The 19,878-nt window shown below is 65.2% G+C and carries 19 protein-coding genes; 14 read left to right on the forward strand and 5 right to left on the reverse strand.

Annotated elements, in window-relative coordinates:
* Both trpB and argE read right to left on the reverse strand, forming a co-directional pair.
* Positions 1 to 1,200, reverse strand: coding sequence for a tryptophan synthase subunit beta (gene trpB / locus KVT32_RS04115; protein WP_056322725.1), 1,200 nt, complete (start codon positions 1,198 to 1,200; stop codon positions 1 to 3).
* Positions 1,201 to 1,320: 120 nt separating this feature from the next.
* Positions 1,321 to 2,472, reverse strand: coding sequence for an acetylornithine deacetylase (gene argE / locus KVT32_RS04120; protein WP_062840548.1), 1,152 nt, complete (start codon positions 2,470 to 2,472; stop codon positions 1,321 to 1,323).
* A gap of 143 nt (positions 2,473 to 2,615) precedes the next feature.
* Between argE and KVT32_RS04125 the strand changes: the two genes are divergently transcribed.
* Positions 2,616 to 3,929: an MFS transporter gene (locus tag KVT32_RS04125; RefSeq protein WP_056321854.1), complete on the forward strand. Its 1,314-nt coding sequence runs from the start codon at positions 2,616 to 2,618 to the stop codon at positions 3,927 to 3,929.
* Positions 3,930 to 4,006: 77 nt separating this feature from the next.
* On the opposite strand, the gene KVT32_RS04130 is transcribed toward KVT32_RS04125, so the two are convergent.
* Entirely contained in the window at positions 4,007 to 6,286 is a 2,280-nt protein-coding gene (locus KVT32_RS04130; RefSeq protein ID WP_217617734.1) for a bifunctional (p)ppGpp synthetase/guanosine-3',5'-bis(diphosphate) 3'-pyrophosphohydrolase, read from the reverse strand.
* Between the two features lie 107 nt (positions 6,287 to 6,393).
* Here KVT32_RS04130 and KVT32_RS04135 point away from each other — a divergent pair, with 107 nt between their 5' ends.
* Both KVT32_RS04135 and KVT32_RS04140 read left to right on the forward strand, forming a co-directional pair.
* Positions 6,394 to 7,227, forward strand: coding sequence for a zinc-dependent peptidase (locus KVT32_RS04135; RefSeq protein ID WP_217617735.1), 834 nt, complete (start codon positions 6,394 to 6,396; stop codon positions 7,225 to 7,227).
* Positions 7,224 to 7,733, forward strand: coding sequence for a flavodoxin family protein (locus KVT32_RS04140; RefSeq protein ID WP_152383687.1), 510 nt, complete (start codon positions 7,224 to 7,226; stop codon positions 7,731 to 7,733). Before KVT32_RS04135 ends, KVT32_RS04140 begins: the two co-directional genes overlap by 4 nt.
* A 101-nt stretch (positions 7,734 to 7,834) precedes the next feature.
* On the opposite strand, the gene KVT32_RS04145 is transcribed toward KVT32_RS04140, so the two are convergent.
* Positions 7,835 to 8,185 (reverse strand): RidA family protein, encoded by a 351-nt coding sequence (locus KVT32_RS04145; protein ID WP_056321843.1) that lies wholly within the window; start codon positions 8,183 to 8,185, stop codon positions 7,835 to 7,837.
* A gap of 72 nt (positions 8,186 to 8,257) precedes the next feature.
* Entirely contained in the window at positions 8,258 to 9,433 is a 1,176-nt protein-coding gene (gene pncB, locus KVT32_RS04150) for a nicotinate phosphoribosyltransferase (protein ID WP_062840544.1), read from the reverse strand.
* Between the two features lie 157 nt (positions 9,434 to 9,590).
* Here pncB and fdxA point away from each other — a divergent pair, with 157 nt between their 5' ends.
* The 11 genes from fdxA to KVT32_RS04205 all read left to right on the forward strand — a co-directional run bounded on the left by fdxA (position 9,591) and on the right by KVT32_RS04205 (position 19,804).
* Positions 9,591 to 9,914, forward strand: a complete 324-nt coding sequence (gene fdxA / locus KVT32_RS04155; protein WP_006389264.1) for a ferredoxin FdxA — start codon at positions 9,591 to 9,593, stop codon at positions 9,912 to 9,914.
* Positions 9,915 to 9,965: 51 nt separating this feature from the next.
* Positions 9,966 to 10,766: a ferredoxin--NADP reductase gene (locus KVT32_RS04160; protein WP_142050327.1), complete on the forward strand. Its 801-nt coding sequence runs from the start codon at positions 9,966 to 9,968 to the stop codon at positions 10,764 to 10,766.
* Positions 10,767 to 10,978: 212 nt separating this feature from the next.
* Positions 10,979 to 12,205: a polyhydroxyalkanoate depolymerase gene (locus KVT32_RS04165; protein WP_152383686.1), complete on the forward strand. Its 1,227-nt coding sequence runs from the start codon at positions 10,979 to 10,981 to the stop codon at positions 12,203 to 12,205.
* A gap of 111 nt (positions 12,206 to 12,316) precedes the next feature.
* The gene (gene rsxB, locus KVT32_RS04170; RefSeq protein WP_152383685.1) at positions 12,317 to 12,961 is read left to right on the forward strand and encodes an electron transport complex subunit RsxB; all 645 of its coding nucleotides are present in this window, start codon (positions 12,317 to 12,319) and stop codon (positions 12,959 to 12,961) included.
* The gene (gene nth, locus KVT32_RS04175) at positions 12,958 to 13,593 is read left to right on the forward strand and encodes an endonuclease III (protein ID WP_152383684.1); all 636 of its coding nucleotides are present in this window, start codon (positions 12,958 to 12,960) and stop codon (positions 13,591 to 13,593) included. The genes rsxB and nth overlap by 4 nt, the downstream gene beginning before the upstream one ends.
* Before the next feature lie 350 nt (positions 13,594 to 13,943).
* Positions 13,944 to 14,717: an ABC transporter ATP-binding protein gene (locus KVT32_RS04180; protein WP_062840539.1), complete on the forward strand. Its 774-nt coding sequence runs from the start codon at positions 13,944 to 13,946 to the stop codon at positions 14,715 to 14,717.
* Positions 14,714 to 15,424, forward strand: a complete 711-nt coding sequence (locus tag KVT32_RS04185) for an ABC transporter ATP-binding protein (protein WP_062840538.1) — start codon at positions 14,714 to 14,716, stop codon at positions 15,422 to 15,424. The genes KVT32_RS04180 and KVT32_RS04185 overlap by 4 nt, the downstream gene beginning before the upstream one ends.
* A 64-nt stretch (positions 15,425 to 15,488) precedes the next feature.
* The gene (locus tag KVT32_RS04190; protein WP_062840537.1) at positions 15,489 to 16,703 is read left to right on the forward strand and encodes an ABC transporter substrate-binding protein; all 1,215 of its coding nucleotides are present in this window, start codon (positions 15,489 to 15,491) and stop codon (positions 16,701 to 16,703) included.
* Positions 16,704 to 16,802: 99 nt separating this feature from the next.
* Positions 16,803 to 17,690, forward strand: a complete 888-nt coding sequence (locus tag KVT32_RS04195) for a branched-chain amino acid ABC transporter permease (RefSeq protein WP_217617736.1) — start codon at positions 16,803 to 16,805, stop codon at positions 17,688 to 17,690.
* Positions 17,687 to 18,670, forward strand: coding sequence for a branched-chain amino acid ABC transporter permease (locus KVT32_RS04200; protein WP_056321818.1), 984 nt, complete (start codon positions 17,687 to 17,689; stop codon positions 18,668 to 18,670). Before KVT32_RS04195 ends, KVT32_RS04200 begins: the two co-directional genes overlap by 4 nt.
* Positions 18,671 to 18,781: 111 nt before the next feature.
* Positions 18,782 to 19,804, forward strand: a complete 1,023-nt coding sequence (locus KVT32_RS04205) for an ABC transporter substrate-binding protein (protein WP_152383683.1) — start codon at positions 18,782 to 18,784, stop codon at positions 19,802 to 19,804.
* Positions 19,805 to 19,878: the final 74 nt, after the last annotated feature.

The raw sequence follows: 19,878 nt of genomic DNA on the forward strand, positions 1-19,878 counted from the left end.
TCAGAGCTCGATGCCGGCGCGTTCGGCGACGGTGTGCATGTCCTTGTCGCCGCGGCCCGACAGATTGACCAGGATCACGGCGTCGCGCGGCAGCGTGGCGGCCATTTTGACGGCCTGCGCGATGGCGTGCGAGGACTCCAGCGCGGGCATGATGCCTTCGATGCGGCAGCAATCGTGAAAAGCCTTCAGGGCTTCCTCGTCGGTGATGCCGACGTATTCGGCGCGGCCAGAATCCTTGAGCCACGCGTGTTCCGGGCCGACGCCCGGGTAGTCCAGGCCGGCGGAGACGGAATGCGTTTCCTGGACCTGGCCGTCCGCGTTCTGCATGACGTAGGTACGGTTGCCGTGCAGCACGCCCACCTGGCCCGCGGCCAGCGATGCGGCGTGCTTGCCGCTGTCCATGCCCTCGCCCGCCGCTTCGACGCCGATCAGGCGCACTTCTTCGTGGGGGATGTAGGGATGGAAGATGCCCATGGCGTTGGAGCCGCCGCCCACCGACGCCACGACGTAGTCGGGCTGGCGGCCGATGGCCTCGGGCATCTGCGTCAGGCATTCGTTGCCGATGACGGTCTGGAAATCGCGCACCATGCGGGGATAGGGGTCGGGACCCGCCACCGTGCCGATGATGTAGAACGTGTTTTCGATGTTGGTGACCCAGTCGCGCATGGCTTCGTTCAGCGCGTCCTTCAGGGTGCGCGAACCGGAAGTCACGGGCACCACGGTCGCGCCCAAGAGCTTCATGCGGTAGACGTTGGAGGCCTGGCGGCGGACGTCTTCGCTGCCCATGTACACCACGCATTCCATGCCGTAGCGGGCCGCGACGGTGGCGGTGGCCACGCCGTGCTGGCCCGCGCCGGTTTCGGCGATGACGCGCGGCTTGCCCATGCGCTTGGCCAGCAGGGCCTGGCCGATGCAGTTGTTGATCTTGTGCGCGCCGGTGTGGTTCAGGTCTTCGCGCTTGAACCAGATCTGGGCGCCGCCGACCAGCTCGGACCAGCGCCGGGCGTGGTAGACGGGGCTGGGCCGGCCCACGAAATGCTTGAGTTCGTAGTTGAACTCTTCCAGGAAGGCGGGATCGACCCGATAACGGTCATAGGACGCGCGCAGTTCATCGAGCGCGTGCATCAGCGTTTCCGCCACGAAAACACCGCCATAAGGCCCGAAATGGCCCTTGGCATCCGGAAAGTCGTAAGGTTTCACCAAAGCATCTCCCCCGGCATCGCGGCAGGCCACTGCCGGCCGCAAATCCGGTTTGCAACCCGTCATTTTACCTGACGCGGACGGCACCGGCGTGCCGCCCGCCCCCAGGAGGTCCGCTCGTCAGAGCGACTGCCCCATGCGGCGCAGGAAGGTTTCGCAGGCGGCAAGCTGGTCCAGCGCCACGTATTCGTTGGGCTTGTGGGCCTGTTCGATGTGGCCGGGGCCGCAGACCACCGTGGGAATGCCGATCCCCTGGAAAAGCCCCGCCTCGGTGCCGTAGGCCACCTTGCGCGTGGCGCGGTCTTCGGTCAGGGCGCGCACGAGCTGGGTGATGGCGGCTTCTTCCGAGGCTTCCAGGGCGGGCGCGGCGGCGCCGGTCTCGATTTCGATGCTGGCGCCGTCGAATTCGGCCTTCATCTTCGGCAGCAGCTCTTCGCGCACGTATTTTTCGACTTCGGCCTGGATGTCGTCGGGACGCATGCCCGGCAGATTGCGGAATTCGTAGGTGAATTCGCACAGTTCGGGAATGGTGTTGACCGCGATGCCGCCCCGGATCTGGTTGGTGGTCATAGTGGAGAACGGCACGTCGTAGAACTGATCGTAGGGGCCGTTGGCCTTGAAGCTGTCCGCGAGGTCGCGGATGCGGCAGATCAGGCGGGCGGCGTATTCGATGGCGTTGCAGCCGCGCGGCGTGAGCGAGGAATGCGCCGCCTTGCCGTGGACCTTGCAACGGAAGAGATTGATCCCCTTGTGGGCCACCACGACCTGCATGCCGGTGGGTTCGCCCACGACGCAGCCCTCGGGGCGGATGCCGCGTTCGTGCAGGTCGGCCAGCATGTACGGCGCGCCCGCGCAGCCGACTTCCTCGTCGTAGGAGAACGCCAGGTGGATGGGCTTCTTGCGCGGCATGGCCATGAATTCCGGCACGAGGGCCAGGGATCCGGCAATGAAGCCCTTCATGTCGCAGCTGCCGCGGCCATAGAGCAGACCGTCTTTTTCGACGAGTTTGAACGGGTCCGTGCTCCAGTCCTGGCCATCCACGGGCACCACGTCGGTGTGGCCCGACAGGACGATACCGCCCTGCTGGTTGCCGTCTTGCGCCGGCAGCGTGGCAAAGAGGTTGGCCTTGGTGCGCTCGGGGTTGTGCGCCAGCCATGCCTCGACGCCCTGGCCCTTGAGCCAGTCACGGACGGTTTCGATCAGGGCAAGATTGGAATTGCGGCTGGTGGTGTCAAAGCCAACCAGCGTTTCCAGCCAGGTGCGCGCGTTCATGTCACTACTCTCGTGGGGAAAAGACGCAGTGTAAAGCCAGGCAGCGGCCGCGTCTCGGCCCCCATCCGGACGATTGCCGGGACGGCCGGGGCGGCACCGCCTAGAATGTCGGCCGGATTTTAAAAAGCCCCCAAGGAGATCCCGTGCAGCACAAAGCAGTTCCCACACGCAACATCGTGGCAGCGGTAATCGGCAACGCCCTCGAATGGTATGACTTCCTGGTGTTCGCGTTCATGACGCCGATCATCGCCAAATTGTTCTTTCCCACGGACCCCAGCGTCCCCGGCAGCGAACTGAACGCCATCCTCATGACCACCGCCATCTTCGGCGTCGGGTTCTTCATGCGCCCGGTGGGCGGCATCATCCTGGGCCTGTATGGCGACCGCAAGGGCCGCAAGGCCGCCATGGTGCTGGTGACCTCGCTGATGGCCGTGTCCATCGCGCTGATCACGGTGGCGCCCACCTACCACGCGGCCGGCATCCTGGCGCCGATCTTCATCCTCATCGCTCGCCTGCTGCAAGGCTTCTCGGCCGGCGGCGAGTTCGGCACGTCGACGGCGCTGCTGATCGAAATGGCGCCCAACGGCAAGCGCGGCTTCTATGGCTCGTGGCAGATGGCGGGCCAGATGCTGGCGCTGCTGATTGGCGCGGCCTGCGGCACGCTGATCACCGAGTTCTTCACCGAGCAGCAGATCGCCGACTGGGCGTGGCGCCTGCCGTTCGCCTTCGGCCTGGTGATCGTGCCGATCGCCATCTATATCCGCCGCAACGTCGACGAAACGGACGCCTTCAAGCAGATGAAGGAAGCCGACCGCCAGGCCGCCGAGCGCGGCGAGGTCAAGCGTCTGTCGCTGGGTCAGATGCTGCGCACCCACACGCGCGAGACGCTGATCGGCGTGGGCCTGGTGGTGACGGCCACGGTGTCCATCTACATCACCTTCACGTATCTGGTCACCTATTCGACCAAGGTGCTGATGCTGCCGCTGAACCAGACCTTCCTGGTGCAGATGGCGGGCGCGGCGCTGATGGTGGTGCTGACCCCGTTCATGGGCGCCTGGTCCGACCGCATCGGCCGCCGTCCGCTCGTGATCGGCTCGCTGATCGGCTACCTGATCGTGCTGTACCCGCTGTACTTCTGGCTGTCGGACGCGCCGTCGATCGGCCGCCTGCTGACCGTGCAGGTCGTGGTCTGCATTTTCGTGTCGGCGTTCTTTGGCGTGTTCAGCACGGTGATGGCCGAGCTGTTCCCGGCGCGCGTGCGTTCGGTGGGCCTGTCGCTGGCCTATAACGTGGCCGTGATGATCTTTGGCGGGTTCGCGCAGTTCATCGTGACCTGGCTCATCAAGACCACCGGCTCGCCCATGGCGCCCGCCTACTACGTGATGTTTGGCGTGGCCCTGGGTCTGGTTGCCGCGTTCTACATGCGTGATCGCGCGCATGAAGACCTGGAGCACTGAGGCCTGAACCGCCCCCGCCCCGCGTTGTTCAGCGCGCGGGGCGATCTCCGGCAGCGGCGCCGCTGCCGGACACCCCGCTAGCGGCGCGTCGCCGACGACACGCCTGGCACTTCGGCCAGCGCATCGAGCGCGCGCGACAGCGATTCGCCGCCGCGCACTTCCACCGTGAACACCATGTGAGCCAGCGACTGCTTGCTCTGCGTGTTCACGCCCACCACGTTCAGACGCAGGCGCGCAAACACTTCCGACAGGTCGCGCAAGAGGCCCGACCGGTCGTGCGCGCGCACGCTGATGTCGACCGGATAGAAGGTATCGGCGGTTTCGCCCCACGCCACCTCGATGACGCGTTCGGGCTCGCGCGCCGAAAGCGCCAGGTAGCTGTGGCAGTCGCGGCGGTGGATGGACACGCCACGGCCGCGCGTCACGAACCCGGAGATCGCATCCGGCGGCGCGGGACGGCAGCAGCGGGCAAGCTGCGTCAATAGCGACCCCACCCCGACCACCAGCACACCGCTCTTGCCGCTTTTCTCGGCGCTGCCCGCGCTGGCGTGGCGCAGCGCGGCCGGCGTGGGCTCGGCCGCGGGCGCCGGCTGCTGGAACACCGCATCGATCTGGCGCAGGCTGAATTCTTCCTTGGCCGCGGCAACATACAGGTCGTCGGCGCGGGCAAAACCCAGGTTTTGGGCCAGCTGTTCCAGGTTGATGGCCGTCTTGCCCAGGCGCTGCAATTCCTTCTCGACGAGCGCCTGGCCCTGCGTGATGCGCTGCTGCAGTTCAATGGCGTTGAACCACATGCGCACCTTGGCGCGTGCGCGGGGGCTGGCCAGAAAGCCCAGCTGCGGATTGAGCCAGTCGCGCGACGGGCCGCCGGACTTGGCGGAGATGATCTCCACGGTCTGTCCGGTGGACAGATGCGTCTGCAGCGGCACCATCTGCCCGTCGACGCGCGCGCCCCGGCAGCGGTGGCCCAGGTCGGTATGCAGGTGGTAGGCAAAATCCACCGGCGTGGCGCCGGCGGGCAGCTCGATCACGCGCGCCTGGGGCGTCAGCACATAGATGCGCTCGTCGGTGTGCGCGGGCGCCGCCACCGCGCCGCGGTTCTTGCCCGCGGCGGCCCTGCCCGAGGCGGGCTTGGCCGGTTCGGGCGGCGTGTCCGCGCCGCCCTCGACTTCGCTGTTCCAGGCCAGCAACTGGCGCATCCACGCAAGTTGCCGGTCGTATTCGCTGGAGGCGGCCACCTGGCCGCCCTTGGCGCCCGCTTCCTTGTAGCGCCAGTGCGCGGCCATCCCGTATTCGGCGAACTGATGCATCTCGCGCGTGCGGATCTGCACTTCGAAGGGGCGGCCATCGTCATCGGTGACCACCGTGTGCAGGGACCGGTAGCCGTTGGGCTTGGGCCGCGAGATGTAGTCGTCGAATTCCTCGGACAGCGGCGTCCACATCTCGTGCACCATGCCCAACGCCGTGTAGCACGCGCGCACGTCGTCGACGATGACGCGCAGCGCCCGCAGGTCGTACATCTGCGAGAAGTCCAGGCGCTTGACGCGCATCTTGTTCCAGATGCTGTAGATGTGCTTGGGCCGGCCGCTGACCTCGGCCTGGATGCCGCTTTTGGCAAGAGCTTGTTCCAGGCGAGCGATAGCGCCGGCGATGAAGGCCTCGCGCTCGACCCGCTTTTCTTCCAGCAGGCGGGCGATGTGCTTGTACTTTTCGGGCTCAAGAAACCGGAAGGACAGGTCTTCCATTTCCCATTTGATCTGCCAGATGCCCAGCCGGTTGGCCAGCGGCGCGTACAGGTCCAGGGTCTCGCGGGCAAAGTCGGGCGAGCACGGGGCCTTGCTTTCGGCGTGCCAGCGCAGCGTGCGCAACCGCGAGGCCAACCGCATCAGTACGATGCGCAGATCGGCGGCCATGGCCAGCAGCATCTTGCGCTGCATTTCCTTTTGCGAGCCGCTTACCGCGGCGGCGTCGCTGGCCTGGCGGGCGACCACGCCCAGGCGCAGCAGGGCATAGGCGCCCTGCACCAACCGCGCGACCTCCGTGCCAAAGGCAGCGGCGAGGGGGTCGTTTCGCAGGGACGGCGCGGGGGCCATCAGGTCGGTGGGCAGCGCGGCCAGGAGCGCGGCGGTGCGCGTGGCCGCGTCGGTGTGCATGGCGGCCAGGATACGGACCACGCCGGCGCCGTGGCCGGCCAGGGGCTCGCCCGTGAGCGCATTCTGGCCGTGGAAACGCGGCTCGGCCCAGGCGACGGCCCGGTCCAGCAACGTCAGGCCATCGGCATCCAGGCCCGCCCCGGCTTCCTGCCGCCAGGAAGCGTCGAATGGCGAAGGCGCATCGGGAACAGGCGGGGCGGACATGACGGGCGTAGCACAGGTATCTGGTTGAATATCCCGACACTCTACACTAGGGTTCAATCACCCTGAACACCCTGCCGCATCCCGGCATATGGAAGGAACCAAAGCTTATGTTGCGCTGGCTGAAGGGGCGCGGCGCCCGCCCGTCCGAGGTCGCCGAAATGCAGGCCCGCATCCCGCCCGAACTGTGGCGGCAGGTGCTGGACACCTATCCGTTTCTGGCCGTGCTGACGCAGGGCGAAGCCGCCCAGCTGCAGTCGCGCGCCGCGTGGCTGCTCGCCAGCAAGATCATCAACGGCGCGCAGGGGCTAGAGGTCTCGGACTTCATGCGGCTGTCCATCGCCGCGCAGGCCTGCATGCCCATCCTGAACCTCACGCCCGAGCTGTACGAAGGCTGGGACGAGATCATCGTGTATCCCGCCAGCTTCCGCATTCCGCGCTCGCGTCAGGACGAGGACGGCGTGGTCCACGAGTACATCGAGGACGCCGCGGGCGAAGCCTGGGAAGGCGGGCCGCTTGTCCTGTCCTGGGAGGACACGCAATTGTCCGAAGGCGGCTTTAACGTGGTCATCCACGAATTTGCCCACAAGCTGGACCTGCGCTCGGGATTTGCGGACGGCATGCCGTCCCTGTCGGCGCATCCCGAGATCCAGCCGCGCGCGTGGCGCCAGGTGCTGGACGACAGCCTGGACCGCTTCATTGCGGCGGTCGACGCCGTGGAGGCGGCGATCCCGCGCGACGTGGATCCCGAGAGCGAGGAAGCGGACGCCTGGTACGGGCAGCTGCCGATGGATCCCTACGCGGCCACGGACGAAGGCGAGTTCTTTGCCGTCAGTTCGGAGCACTTCTTCGTGGATCCCCATCCCATGCAGCAGGCCCTGCCCGAGTGGTATGCGATGCTGCGGGCGTATTACCGGCAGGACCCGGCGGAGCGCTACGCATGAAGGAATTGCTGATCGTCTGGCATTCGCGCACGGGCGCGGCACAGCAGATGGCGCGCGCCGCCGCGCGCGGGGCCACTGAAGCCGCGGCCGCGCTGGAGCAACCGGACGATCTGCGCGTTACGTTGATGCGCGCGCAGGATGCCGGCGACGACGCTTTGCTGGCCAGCCACGGGTTCCTTTTCTGCGCTCCCGAAAACCTCGCCAGCCTGAGCGGCGAGATGAAGGAGTTCTTTGATCGCAACTACTACGCGGTGCTGGACCGCCTGCAGGGACTGCCCTACGCGGCCATGATCAGCGCGGGCAGCGACGGCGCGGGCGCCGCCCGGCAGGTCGAACGCATCTGCACCGGCTGGCGGCTGACCCCGGTCGCGCCCGCCGTCATCGTGAACCTGGGCGCCCAGACCGCCGCGCAGATCCTGGCGCCCAAGACCGTGCCGGCGGCGGATCTGGCGCGTTGCGAGGAACTGGGCGGTCTGCTGACGGGCATCATGCTGATGGGCGCGTAACGCGGCGTGGGTAGCTGACATCCGCGCAAAGAAAAAGCCCTCGGCGTAAGCCAGAGGGCTTTTCAGGTTGCCGGACGAGGCCGGCATTCAGCGTGCGTGCATCACAGTGCAGCCGTCACCACGATCTCGACCTTGTAGTCGGGGTTGGCGAGGCGGGCCTCGACGGTGGCGCGGGGGGGCGAGTTGCCGTCGGCAACCCATGCGTCCCAGGCCTTGTTCATGCCGTCGAATTCCTTCATGTTGGCCACGTAGATCTGGGCCATCAGGATCTTGGTCTTGTCGGTGCCGGCTTCGGCCAGCAGACGGTCGATCGTGGCGAGCACTTGCTCGGTCTGGCCCGTGATGTCCAGCGTGGCATCGTCCGGCACCTGGCCCGCCAGGTAGGCAACGCCGTTGTACACGGCCATGTCCGACAGGCGCTTGGTCACGTGAAAGCGCTTGATGCTGCTCATGAGAATTCCCCTAGAGTCGAGTGGTTTGGTTGGAACTGGGTAAGGCTGCCCGCGCGCGACGCCCGGGCGTCGTCAGGCAGGCGGCAACTGGAAAACCTGGCGCAGATAGGCCAGGTAGGCGGGATCGTCGCACATCGTCTTTTCGGGCGCATCCGACACCTTGGCCACCGGCTGGCCATTGCAGCGGACCATCTTCATGACGATCTGCAGCGGCTCGTGGCCCAGGTCGTTGGTGAGATTGGTGCCGATGCCGAACGACACCTTGCAGCGGCCCGAGAACTGGCGCGCCAGCTCGATGGCGCGCGGGAAGGTCAGCGCATCCGAGAACACCAGCGTCTTGGCGCGCGGATCGACGCGGTTCTTGCGGTAGTGCTCGAGCAGACGCTCGCCCCAGATGAAGGGATCGCCGGAATCGTGGCGCGCGCCGTCAAAAAGCTTGCAGAAATACATGTCGAAGTCGCGCAGGAACGCATCCATGCCGTAGACGTCCGACAGCGCGATGCCGAGGTCGCCGCGGTATTCCTTGGCCCAGACTTCCAGCGCGAACACCTGTGAATCGCGCAGCCGCGGACCGAGCGCCTGGCAGGCCTGCAGATATTCGTGGCCCATGGTGCCCAGCGGAAGCACGTCGTGTTCCTTGGCCAGCAGCACGTTGCTGGTGCCCGCGAAATGCGGACCCATCTCGGCTTTCATGGTGGAGACGATTTCTTCGTGCCAGGCCTTGGAGAAGCGGCGCCGCGTGCCGTATTCGGCCACGCGGAAATCCGCCAGCGCGGGATCGTCCAGCACCAGATGCATCTTGGACTGCAGGCGCTTGCGGCCCTCTTCCCAGTCCGGATGCTTGCGGGTGTTTCGGAAATAGACCTCGTTGACGATGGCCAGCACGGGGATCTCGAACAGGATCGTGTGCAGCCACGGCCCCTTGACCTCGATGCTGATTTCGCCGGGGCCTTCGCCTTCGCTGATGTGAATGCAGCGCTCCGGCATGTGGAACAAACCCAGGAAATCAACGAAGTCGCTTTTGATAAAGCGCAAGCCGCCGAGATATTTAAGCTCGTCTTCCGTGAAGCGCAACTGACATAGCTGATGCACTTCGTCGCGGATTTCGTCCAGATAGGGGCGCAAATCCACGCCTTGCGTCCGGCATTTGTACCGGTACTCGACCTGGGCAGCCGGGAAGTGATGCAGCACCACTTGCATCATGCTGAATTTATACAGGTCGGTGTCGAGCAGCGAAGTAATAATCATGATTGCGCGTTTCGTTTCGCGACACCATAGCATGAAGCAGCGGGCCTTCGACACGATGGGCCACGCTGTCAATACGGGTATTGCCGGCACATCCGCGCGGCATTGGGTAAAATCCGCCCATTAAGACACATCTGCCGCCGATCCCCGGAGTTCCTGAATGACCCACGTAGTCACCGAAAACTGTATCAAGTGCAAGTACACCGATTGCGTCGACGTGTGCCCGGTGGACTGTTTTCGTGAGGGTCCGAACTTCCTCGTGATCGACCCCGACGAATGCATCGATTGCGCGGTCTGCATCCCCGAATGCCCGGCCAACGCGATCTACGCCGAAGAAGACGTGCCGCAGGACCAACTCAATTTCATCGCGCTGAACGCCGAACTCTCCCCGGAATTCGCCAGCATCAGCCGCGCCAAGAAGCCCCTGCCCGACGCCGACGAATGGAACGGCAAGCAGGACAAGCTGCAATACCTGGAAAAGTAATCCACGGGCGCCGGCCGCAAGCCGGACCGGCGCTTTCCGTGCGATGTCCCGATGACCGACGACTCCAAATACACGCGCCAGACCATCACCAGCGTCCACACCTGGGTGCCGGACAAACTGTTCTCCGTGCGCGTGACGCGGGACGAGGCCTTCACGTTCGTGCCCGGCCAGTTCGCCCGGGTGGGTCTGCCCGGCGCTGAAGACCCGGACGGCGCGCCCACGATCTGGCGCGCCTATTCCATGGTCTCGGCCCCGCATGAGCCCTGGCTGGAGTTCTATTCCATCGTTGTCCCGGACGGTCTGTTCAGTCCGCGCATGGCGCGTCTGCAGCCTGGCGATGCGCTTTACGTCGAAAAGGCCCCCTACGGCTTTCTCACGCTGGAGCGCTTTGCGCCCGGCGGCGACCTGTGGCTGCTGGCCTCGGGCACCGGTCTGTCGGCCTACCTGTCCATCCTGCGCGACCCGGCCGTCTGGCGCGCTTACCGCCGCATCGTCCTGGTGCACGGCGTGCGCACCGCAGCCGAACTGGCCTATCGCGACGAAATCGAGTCCTGGCGCCGCGATCCGGCCCTGGCCGAGATGTTTGCCGCCGACCCCGGCAAGCTCGTCTACCTGCCCATCGCCACGCGCGAAGCCATGCCCGGCATGCCGCAAGCGCGCATCACCACGCTGATCGCCGATGGCCGCCTGGAGCAGCTGGCCGGCCAGCCGCTGGATCCCGAGACCGCCAAGGTCATGCTGTGCGGCAACCCCGCCATGCTGGCGGAGGCACGAAAATTGCTGGGTGATCGGGGATTCAAGCCGGGACGCCGCGGCATTCCGGGCAACCTGGCAGTCGAAAACTACTGGTGATCCCGCACTGCATGGCGTAGTGCATAAATCCACCTTTTGGCGTCACCGCAAGGCATGAACGCGGCCCTAAACTGGTGCGAAACACATGACGGGTCGCTTTTTAGCAACAAAATCAGGCACTTTGCCTGACATTCTTCAGTCTGATTGGAAATATCGTTACGCCTCGGAGCAATAATCGGGGCACACGCTCGACCCAGAAGGACTTCCCCGAAATGCTGTACCAATTGCACGAAATGCAGCGCGCCTTCCTGACTCCGTTCGCTGCATTCACGGACGCCGGTTCTCAGCTGTTCTCCAGCCCCTACAGCCCGCTCGCCTATACCCCGATTTCGCGCCAGATGGCCGCCGGGTATGAGCTGATGACCCGTATCGGCAAGGAATACCAGAAGCCCGCCTGGAATCTTCCCACCACCCAGATCGGCGGCAAGTCCGTGCGCGTGATCGAAGCCGTGGCCATGGACAAGCCGTTCTGCCGACTGGTGCACTTCCAGCGCGACGTGCGCCTGGCAGGCAAGAACGATCCCAAGGTGCTGCTGGTGGCACCACTTTCCGGGCACCACGCCACCCTGCTGCGCGACACCGTGCGCGCCCTGCTGCCCAACCACGACCTCTATGTGACCGACTGGGTCGACGCGCGCATGGTGCCGCTGTCGGCCGGGCCGTTCCATCTGAACGACTACGTGCGCTACGTGCAGGACTTCATCCGCCACCTGGGCCCCGACGTGCACGTCATTTCCGTGTGCCAGCCCACGGTGCCGGTGCTGGCCGCCGTGTCCCTGATGGCCTCTGCCAACGATCCCTGCCAGCCGCGCAGCATGGTGATGATGGGCGGTCCCATCGACCCGCGCCAGTCGCCGACGCAGGTCAACCGCCTGGCCACGACCAAGCCCTACGCCTGGTTCGAGAACCAGGTGATCCACCCCGTTCCGCCCCGTTATCCGGGGGCCGGCCGCCGGGTTTATCCGGGCTTCCTGCAACATGCGGGATTCATGGCCATGAATCCGGACCGCCACATGAAGTCGCATTACGACTTCTACCTGGACCTGCTGCGCGGCGACGACAGCGACGCCGAAGCGCATCGCCGTTTCTACGACGAATACAACGCGGTGCTGGACATGCCGGCCGAGTTCTACCTGGACACGATCCGCATGGTTTTCCAGGAGTTCGCGCTGCCCAGCGGCACCTGGGAAGTGGACGGCAAGCTGGTGCGCCCGGCCGACATCAAGGACGTGGCCCTGTTCACCATCGAAGGCGAGCTGGACGACATTTCCGGCCAGGGACAGACGCGCGCGGCGATCAAGCTGTGCAAGAACATCCCCGCCGACCGCAAGGCGCACTACACCGCGCCGAACTGCGGCCATTACGGCATTTTCTCGGGCCGCCGGTGGCGCGAAATGATCTGTCCTAAAATTGCCGAGTTCATCCGGCAATCGGCTTGAGGAAGGCGCCGCGCCGTCCATCCGGCGGGGCACGGGCGTAAGCCCGGCGCCGCCAGCAGCCTGATCCGTATCCCCGGGGCCCAAGCGGCCCCTTTTCATTACTGGCTTTACATGTCCTGTCGCTCATTAGCCGACCGCGTTGATGCCTTGCTGCCTCAGACGCAATGCACCAAATGCGGTTACGACGGCTGCCGGCCCTATGCCGAGGCCATCGCCCAGGGCGCCGCCCCGATCAACCGCTGTCCGCCCGGCGGCGAGGACGGCGTCGCCGCGTTGTCCGCGCTGCTCGGCACGCCCCTGCTGCCGCTCGATCTGTCACGCGGGGAACCCGGCCCGCTGCTCGTCGCGCGCATCGACGAATCGCATTGCATCGGCTGTACGCTGTGCATCCAGGCCTGTCCGGTCGACGCCATCGTCGGGGCCAACAAGCACATGCACACCGTGCTGGACGACTGGTGCACCGGCTGCGACCTGTGCGTGGCGCCCTGTCCCGTCGACTGCATCGAGATGGTGCCGGCCGGGCGCGCATGGACCAGCGAGGACGCCGCCGTCAGCCGCGAGCGTCATCGCCGTCATCAGGCGCGCGCCGAGCGCCTGGCTGCCGACAACGCGCGCCTGATGGCACCGGACGTGCCCGAAGCGCCCGCGCCCGTGGCGCCCGCCGCCGAGGATGCGCAAAAGGAAGACCGCAAGCGCTCCGCCATCGAATCCGCGCTGGCCCGCGCCCGGGCCCGCCGCAATCCCACGCAGTCATGAACGCCGCCAAACGTCGAGAGATCTTCGCCCGCCTGAAGGCGGCCAATCCCACTCCCACCACCGAACTGGAATACGCCACGCCGTTCCAGTTGCTGATCGCCGTGCTGCTGTCGGCACAGGCGACCGACAAGTCGGTCAACATCGCCACGCGCAAGTTCTTCCCGCAGTACGGCACGCCCGAGACCCTCTTGGCGCTGGGCGAGGAAGGGCTTGCCGACTACATCAAGACCATCGGCCTGTTTCGCACCAAGGCCAAGAACGCGATCGCCACCTGCAAGATCCTGATCGAGCAGCACGGCGGCCAGGTGCCGCAAACACGCGAGTCCCTGGAGGCCCTGCCCGGCGTCGGCCGCAAGACGGCCAACGTGGTGCTCAACACCGCGTTCGGACAAGCGGCCATGGCGGTGGACACGCATATATTCCGCGTCTCGAATCGCACCGGCATCGCGCCGGGAAAAAATGTGCTGGAAGTCGAGCAAAAGCTCATGAAGTTCGTGCCCAGCGAATATCTGCTGGATGCGCATCACTGGCTTATCCTGCACGGCCGCTACGTTTGCGTGGCGCGCAAGCCGAAGTGCCCGCAATGCGGCATTTCCGACCTCTGCGAATTCAAGCAGAAAACGCCTGCCTGACATCACCGCGCGGGTATTCACCTGCGATTATGCGAGCGGAAAACCGGGTTTTCCCTCGCCTTTTGCCGCGTGACATCTTGATGACGCTCAACGCGTAATTGCTGCAACGCATTTGCATATCGGGCGACCTTTCTCCCCATATGCGCACTGCATTGTCGGCATGCCGACAATTGGCCTTTCCGCAGTGCAAAACCTATGACAAACCCTCATGGAATTTTGATTGCGACGTCCGCATACTCGCCGGCAACTCATAAGAAAACTGCGCACGCAAACAGTTTTCCAACCCTGCGGGGGCCCGACGCAATAACGTCAGGCAGAGACCATATAAATACAACGCTGGTGCAGCGAACATGGATGACACAATCCTGGAGACAAAAGGCCTCACCAAGGAGTTCCGCGGCTTTGTCGCGGTCAACGGGGTCGATTTGCGTATCAAGCGGGGCGAGATTCATGCCTTGATCGGGCCTAACGGCGCGGGCAAGACCACATGCTTCAACCTGCTTACGAAATTCCTCGCTCCCACGTCGGGCAGCATCAGGTTCAATGGCATCGACATCACCGGCGAGCGGCCCGCGCAGATCGCGCGGCGCGGCATCATCCGGTCGTTCCAGATCTCGGCGGTGTTCCCGCACCTGACCGTGCTCGAGAACGTGCGGATCGGCCTGCAGCGCAAGACCGGCCTGTCCTATCACTTCTGGCAAAGCGACAAGCGGCTCGCCTCCTTGAACGAGCCGGCGCGCGCGCTGCTTGAACAGGTGGACCTGGGCGACTTTGCCGATGAAACCACCGTCAACCTGCCGTACGGCCGCAAGCGCGCGCTCGAGATTGCCACCACGCTGGCGATGGAGCCCGAGCTGATGCTGCTGGACGAACCCACCCAGGGCATGGGCCACGAAGACGTGGACCGCGTCACGCAATTGATCAAGCGCGTGAGCGCCGGGCGCACCATCCTCATGGTGGAACACAACATGAACGTCGTGTCCTCCATCGCCAACACCATCACCGTGCTGGCGCGCGGATCGGTGCTGGCCGAAGGTTCCTACGCCGAAGTCTCCCGCCATCCGGCCGTGATGCAGGCTTACATGGGCACGACCGACGGCGAACTTCAAGGAGCGCACGCATGAGCACCCCCGCACTCGAAATCTCGGGCTTGAACGCCTGGTACGGGGAATCGCATATCCTGCACGGCGTGGACATGCGCGTTGGACAAGGCGAGGTCGTCACGCTGCTGGGCCGCAATGGCGCCGGCCGCACCACGACGCTGCGCGCCATCCTGGGCCTGACCGGTTCGCGCAAGGGCTCGGTCCGCATCCATGGCACCGAGGCCATCGACCTGCCCACTTACAAGATTGCCCACCTGGGCGTGGGCTATTGCCCCGAGGAACGCGGCATCTTCGCTAGCCTGTCTTGCGAAGAGAACCTGCTGCTTCCGCCGGTCGTGGGCTCGCTTGGCGGCGGCATGTCGCTGGCCGAGATCTACGACATGTTCCCCAATCTGCAGGAACGCCGCAATTCCCCGGGCACGCGCCTGTCGGGCGGCGAACAGCAGATGCTGGCCGTGGCGCGCATCCTGCGCACCGGCGCAAACCTGCTGCTGCTCGACGAGATCTCCGAAGGCCTCGCGCCCGTCATCGTGCAGGCGCTGGCCCGCATGATCACGGCGCTCAAGCAGCGGGGCTACACCATCGTCATGGTGGAACAGAATTTCCGCTTCGCCGCACCGCTGGCCGACCGCTTCTACGTCATGGAGCACGGCCAGATCGTCGAGCACTTCGAAGCTGCCGAACTTTCAGAAAAACAGGACACGCTCAACGAACTGTTGGGCGTCTAAAGCAACCTGTGTCATCCGCCGGAACCCCGGCAAACACCACACCGTAGGGAAGAGGAGTCATCCCATGAAGCTGCACACCATCACTGCTGCACTGGCCATGGCGGGCCTGGGATTCGCGGGGGCAACCGCCCACGCTCAAGGTATCTCCGACGATGTCATCCGCATCGGATTCATCACCGACATGTCGGGCGTTTACTCCGACATCGACGGCAAGGCGGGCCTGGAAGCCGTGCGCATGGCGGTCGAGGACTTCGGCGGCACGGTCAACGGCAAGAAGATCGAAATCGTCTCCGCCGACCACCAGAACAAGGCCGACGTCGCTTCGGCCCGCGCCCGCGAATGGTTCGACCAGCAGAAGGTCGACGTCATCATCGCCGGCACCAACTCGGCCACCAGCCTGGCCATGGCGGCGGTGGCCGCTGAAAAGAAGAAGCCCTTCATCGCAGTGGGCGCCGGCTCGTCCGACCTGACCAACGCCCAATGTTCGCCTTACACCGTGCACTACGCCTACGACACCGTGGCGCTGGCGCGCGGCACCGGCTCGGCAGTCGTGAAGGACGGCGGCAAGAGCTGGTTCTTCCTGACCGCGGACTACGCGTTCGGCCACGCGCTGGAACGTGACACGATGGCGGTCGTCAAGGCCGCGGGCGGCGAAGTGAAGGGCCAGGTGCGCGCACCGCTGGGCGCTTCGGACTTCTCGTCGTTCCTGCTGCAGGCGCAAGCCTCCAAGGCGCAGATCCTGGGCATGGCCAACGCCGGCGGCGACACCATCAACACGGTCAAGGCCGCCAACGAATTCGGCGTCACCAAGAGCATGAAGCTGGCCGGCCTGCTGGTGTTCATCAACGACGTGCACTCGCTCGGCCTGGACGCAACCAAGGGCATGTACCTGACCGACGGCTGGTACTGGGATCAATCCGACGCCTCGCGCGCCTGGTCCAAGAAGTTCGAGTCCAAGGTCGGCCGCAAGCCGTCCATGCTGCAGGCGGGCGATTACTCGTCGGCGATGTTCTACCTGAACGCCGTCAAGGCCACCGGCTCGGATAACGGCGACGACGTGATGAAGTGGATGAAGTCGAACAAGGTGAACGACTTCTTCGCCCAGGGCGGCGTCGTGCGCGAGGACGGCCGCATGGTCCACGATATGTACCTGATGCAAGTGAAGACCCCGGCCGAATCCAAGGGCCCGTGGGACTACTACAAGGTGGTGGCGACGCTGCCTGGCGACGAGGTCTACACCAAGTTGTCCGAGTCCACCTGCAAGCTGGTCAAGAAATAAACCGGCGCATGTGATCCCGGATGCGGTCCGGGCCGACAGCCCGGCCGCATCCTTCCTGACTAGCTCGCTTCCTTCCGTACCGCGCAGGACTTTCACACGATGACTGACATTTTCGGCATCCCCGTACAGGCCTTGTTCGGCCAGCTGTTATTGGGCCTGGTCAACGGTTCCTTCTATGCAATGCTGTCGCTCGGACTCGCCGTCATCTTCGGGCTGCTCAACGTCATCAACTTCGCCCACGGCGCTCTCTACATGCTGGGCGCCTTCGTCGCATGGATGGGGCTGTCGTACTTTGGCCTGAATTACTGGATCATGCTGATCCTGGCGCCGCTGATCGTGGGCCTGTTCGGCATCATCATCGAAAAGCTGCTGCTCAAGCACCTTTACAAGCTCGACCACCTGTACGGGCTGCTGCTCACCTTCGGGCTGACGCTGCTGATCGAAGGGCTGTTCCGCAGCTTCTACGGCGTATCGGGCCAGCCCTATCCCACGCCCGAGGCCCTGCGCGGCGCGACCAACCTGGGTTTCATGATCCTGCCGAACTACCGTGGCTGGGTCGTGGCGGCATCGATCATCGTCTGCTTTGCCACGTGGTACGTCATTGAACGCACCCGCCTGGGCGCCCTGCTGCGCGCCGGCACCGAGAATCCTCGCCTTGTCGAATCCTTCGGCGTGAACGTGCCCCGCATGATCACGCTGACCTATGGGTTCGGCGTGGCGCTGGCGGGCTTTGCCGGGGTGCTGGCCGCGCCGGTGCTGCAGATCTCGCCGCTGATGGGATCGAACCTCATCATCGTCGTGTTCGCGGTGGTCGTGATCGGCGGCATGGGCTCCATTCTTGGCGCCATCGTCACCGGGTTGGGCCTGGGCGTGATCGAAGGCCTGACCAAGGTGTTCTGGCCCGAAGCGTCCAGCACGGTCGTCTTCATCATCATGGCCATTGTTCTGTTGATCCGCCCGGCCGGGCTGTTCGGAAAAGAAAAATGAATCGTCAATTCCTGGGCTATGCGGTCTTGGCCATCGTGGTGGCCTTGCTTCCCTTCGCAGGCGTGTATCCGATCTTCGCCATGAAGGTCATGTGCTACGCCCTCTTCGCGTGCGCCTTCAACCTGCTGCTGGGCTTCACGGGGCTCTTGTCCTTCGGCCACGCCGCCTTTTTGGGCAGCGCGGCCTATGCGGCCGGGCACAGCATGAAGGTCTGGGGCCTGCCCACCGAGCTGGGCCTGCTGTTCGGCGTGGCCGTGGCGGCGCTGCTGGGCCTGGCCATGGGCGCGCTGGCCATCCGCCGCAGCGGCATCTACTTCGCCATGATCACGCTGGCGCTGTCGCAGATGGTGTTCTTCTTCTTCCTGCAGGCCAAGTTCACGGGTGGCGAGGACGGCCTGCAAAGCGTGCCGCGCGGCACGCTGTTCGGGCTGGTCGACCTGTCCAAGGACATCAACCTGTACTACCTGGTGATGGCCATCTTCATCATCGGCTACTTCATCATCTGGCGCACGGTGAACTCGCCCTTCGGGCAGGTGCTGCAGGCGCTGCGCGAAAACGAGCCGCGCGCCATCTCGCTGGGTTACGACGTCGACCGCTTCAAGCTGGTGGCCTTCGTGCTGTCGGCCGCCCTGGCGGGCCTGGCCGGCGCCACCAAGACGCTGGTGTTCGTGTCGGCCACGCTGTCGGACGCCACCTGGCAGATGTCCGGGCTGGTGATCCTGATGACGCTGATCGGCGGCCTGGGCACATTGACCGGTCCGGTGCTGGGCGCGTTCATCGTGGTGCTGCTGGAGAACAAGGTGGGCGACTTCGGCCAGATGATGGCCAACCTGACCGGCGTCGAATGGTTCCTGCGCCTGGGCGAGTCCGTCACCATCGTGAGCGGCCTGATCTTCGTGGTCTGCGTGCTGGCGTTCCGGCGCGGCATCGTGGGCGAACTGGGCGCGCTCTTCAACCGCCGGCGCGCTGCCCGCGCTTGATCCGATTTATCGGTTGATTGACCCCGGGGCCGCGCAAAGCGGCCCCGTTGCATTGGGGCGCGCGGCAGCGCCCCGTACAATGGCAGGCACCCTACTACACAGGTGCCGACCATGCGCATCACGCATCTCGTTCCCGGCCTCGGCGCGCTCGCGCTGGCCGCCGCCCTGCTGTCCCCCGCCGCGGCCCAGGCCGCGCCCGCCGCCCCCGTTTGCGAAGTCGACCGGCCCGTCCGTTTCAGCGGACTGAACTGGGAATCCAATCTTGTCCTGGCCGGCATCGAGCGCTTCGTGCTGGAACACGGCTACGGCTGCAAGACGTCTGTTGAAATCGGCGAAACCCTGCCCATGCTGGCCGCGCTGCAACGCGGCGACGTCGATGTCACGCCCGAGGTCTGGCCCGGCCAGATCGAAGGCGCCTGGAAGAAGGCGCTGGCCAGCGGCAAGGTGCTGGGCGTGGGCCACGTCTATGACGCCGGTGAAGGCTGGTACGTGCCGCGCTACACCGTCGAGCGGCACCCGGAGCTCAAGTCCGCCGCCGACCTGGCGCGCTTCAAGGAGGTGTTCGCCGACCCCGAAGACCCGGGCCGCGGCCGCATCTACGGATGCCCGGCCGGCTGGGCCTGCGGCACGCTGAACGACAACCTGCTGCGCGCGCTGAAACTGGACAAGGACTATTCGCTGTTCGCGCCCGGCTCCGGCGCCGCGCAGAAGGCCGCCATCGTGTCGGCCTACAAGCGCAAACGCGACATCGTCTTCTACTACTGGACGCCCACGTCGCTGGTTGGCGCGCTGGACCTGGTCAAGCTGGAACTGCCCGCGTTCGACCAGGCGGCCTATACCTGCATGACCGATCCCAAGTGCGCGGACCCCGTGCCCACGCAGTTCAAGCCCAATCCGGTCGTTACCGGCGTGAACGCCGATTTTGCCAAGCAGGCGCCGCGCGTGACCGAGTTCCTGTCCAAGCTGACGGTGCCCGACGAAGCTATCGACGTGACGCTGGGATGGCTGGAAAACGAGGGCAAGGAACCGGAGGACGCCGCGCGCTATTTCCTCAAGCAGTACGCGCCCGTCTGGCGGCAATGGATGCCCGCGGACGTCGCCGATCGCGTGCAGGCGGCGCTGGCCAAGGAATAGCAGTCCGGCTCATGTATTCTGGCGATTCGGCGTTCTGGACCCGCTTCGCGCCCGATCGCCAACCCGATTCAAGC

Source organism: Achromobacter sp. GbtcB20 (assembly GCF_019091095.1).
Lineage (GTDB): Bacteria > Pseudomonadota > Gammaproteobacteria > Burkholderiales > Burkholderiaceae_B > Achromobacter > Achromobacter mucicolens.

Bases quoted from the DNA above. Each gene is read 5' to 3' on its own strand.
- pncB (WP_062840544.1), bottom strand. From the start codon at position 9,433: ATGATTATTACTTCGCTGCTCGACACCGACCTGTATAAATTCAGCATG.
- rsxB (WP_152383685.1), top strand. From the start codon at position 12,317: ATGTCCTGTCGCTCATTAGCCGACCGCGTTGATGCCTTGCTGCCTCAG.
- KVT32_RS04140 (WP_152383687.1), top strand. From the start codon at position 7,224: ATGAAGGAATTGCTGATCGTCTGGCATTCGCGCACGGGCGCGGCACAG.
- KVT32_RS04190 (WP_062840537.1), top strand. From the start codon at position 15,489: ATGAAGCTGCACACCATCACTGCTGCACTGGCCATGGCGGGCCTGGGA.
- KVT32_RS04180 (WP_062840539.1), top strand. From the start codon at position 13,944: ATGGATGACACAATCCTGGAGACAAAAGGCCTCACCAAGGAGTTCCGC.
- KVT32_RS04135 (WP_217617735.1), top strand. From the start codon at position 6,394: ATGTTGCGCTGGCTGAAGGGGCGCGGCGCCCGCCCGTCCGAGGTCGCC.
- KVT32_RS04205 (WP_152383683.1), top strand. From the start codon at position 18,782: ATGCGCATCACGCATCTCGTTCCCGGCCTCGGCGCGCTCGCGCTGGCC.
- KVT32_RS04145 (WP_056321843.1), bottom strand. From the start codon at position 8,185: ATGAGCAGCATCAAGCGCTTTCACGTGACCAAGCGCCTGTCGGACATG.
- argE (WP_062840548.1), bottom strand. From the start codon at position 2,472: ATGAACGCGCGCACCTGGCTGGAAACGCTGGTTGGCTTTGACACCACC.
- nth (WP_152383684.1), top strand. From the start codon at position 12,958: ATGAACGCCGCCAAACGTCGAGAGATCTTCGCCCGCCTGAAGGCGGCC.
- KVT32_RS04165 (WP_152383686.1), top strand. From the start codon at position 10,979: ATGCTGTACCAATTGCACGAAATGCAGCGCGCCTTCCTGACTCCGTTC.
- KVT32_RS04160 (WP_142050327.1), top strand. From the start codon at position 9,966: ATGACCGACGACTCCAAATACACGCGCCAGACCATCACCAGCGTCCAC.
- KVT32_RS04200 (WP_056321818.1), top strand. From the start codon at position 17,687: ATGAATCGTCAATTCCTGGGCTATGCGGTCTTGGCCATCGTGGTGGCC.
- fdxA (WP_006389264.1), top strand. From the start codon at position 9,591: ATGACCCACGTAGTCACCGAAAACTGTATCAAGTGCAAGTACACCGAT.
- KVT32_RS04195 (WP_217617736.1), top strand. From the start codon at position 16,803: ATGACTGACATTTTCGGCATCCCCGTACAGGCCTTGTTCGGCCAGCTG.
- KVT32_RS04130 (WP_217617734.1), bottom strand. From the start codon at position 6,286: ATGTCCGCCCCGCCTGTTCCCGATGCGCCTTCGCCATTCGACGCTTCC.
- KVT32_RS04185 (WP_062840538.1), top strand. From the start codon at position 14,714: ATGAGCACCCCCGCACTCGAAATCTCGGGCTTGAACGCCTGGTACGGG.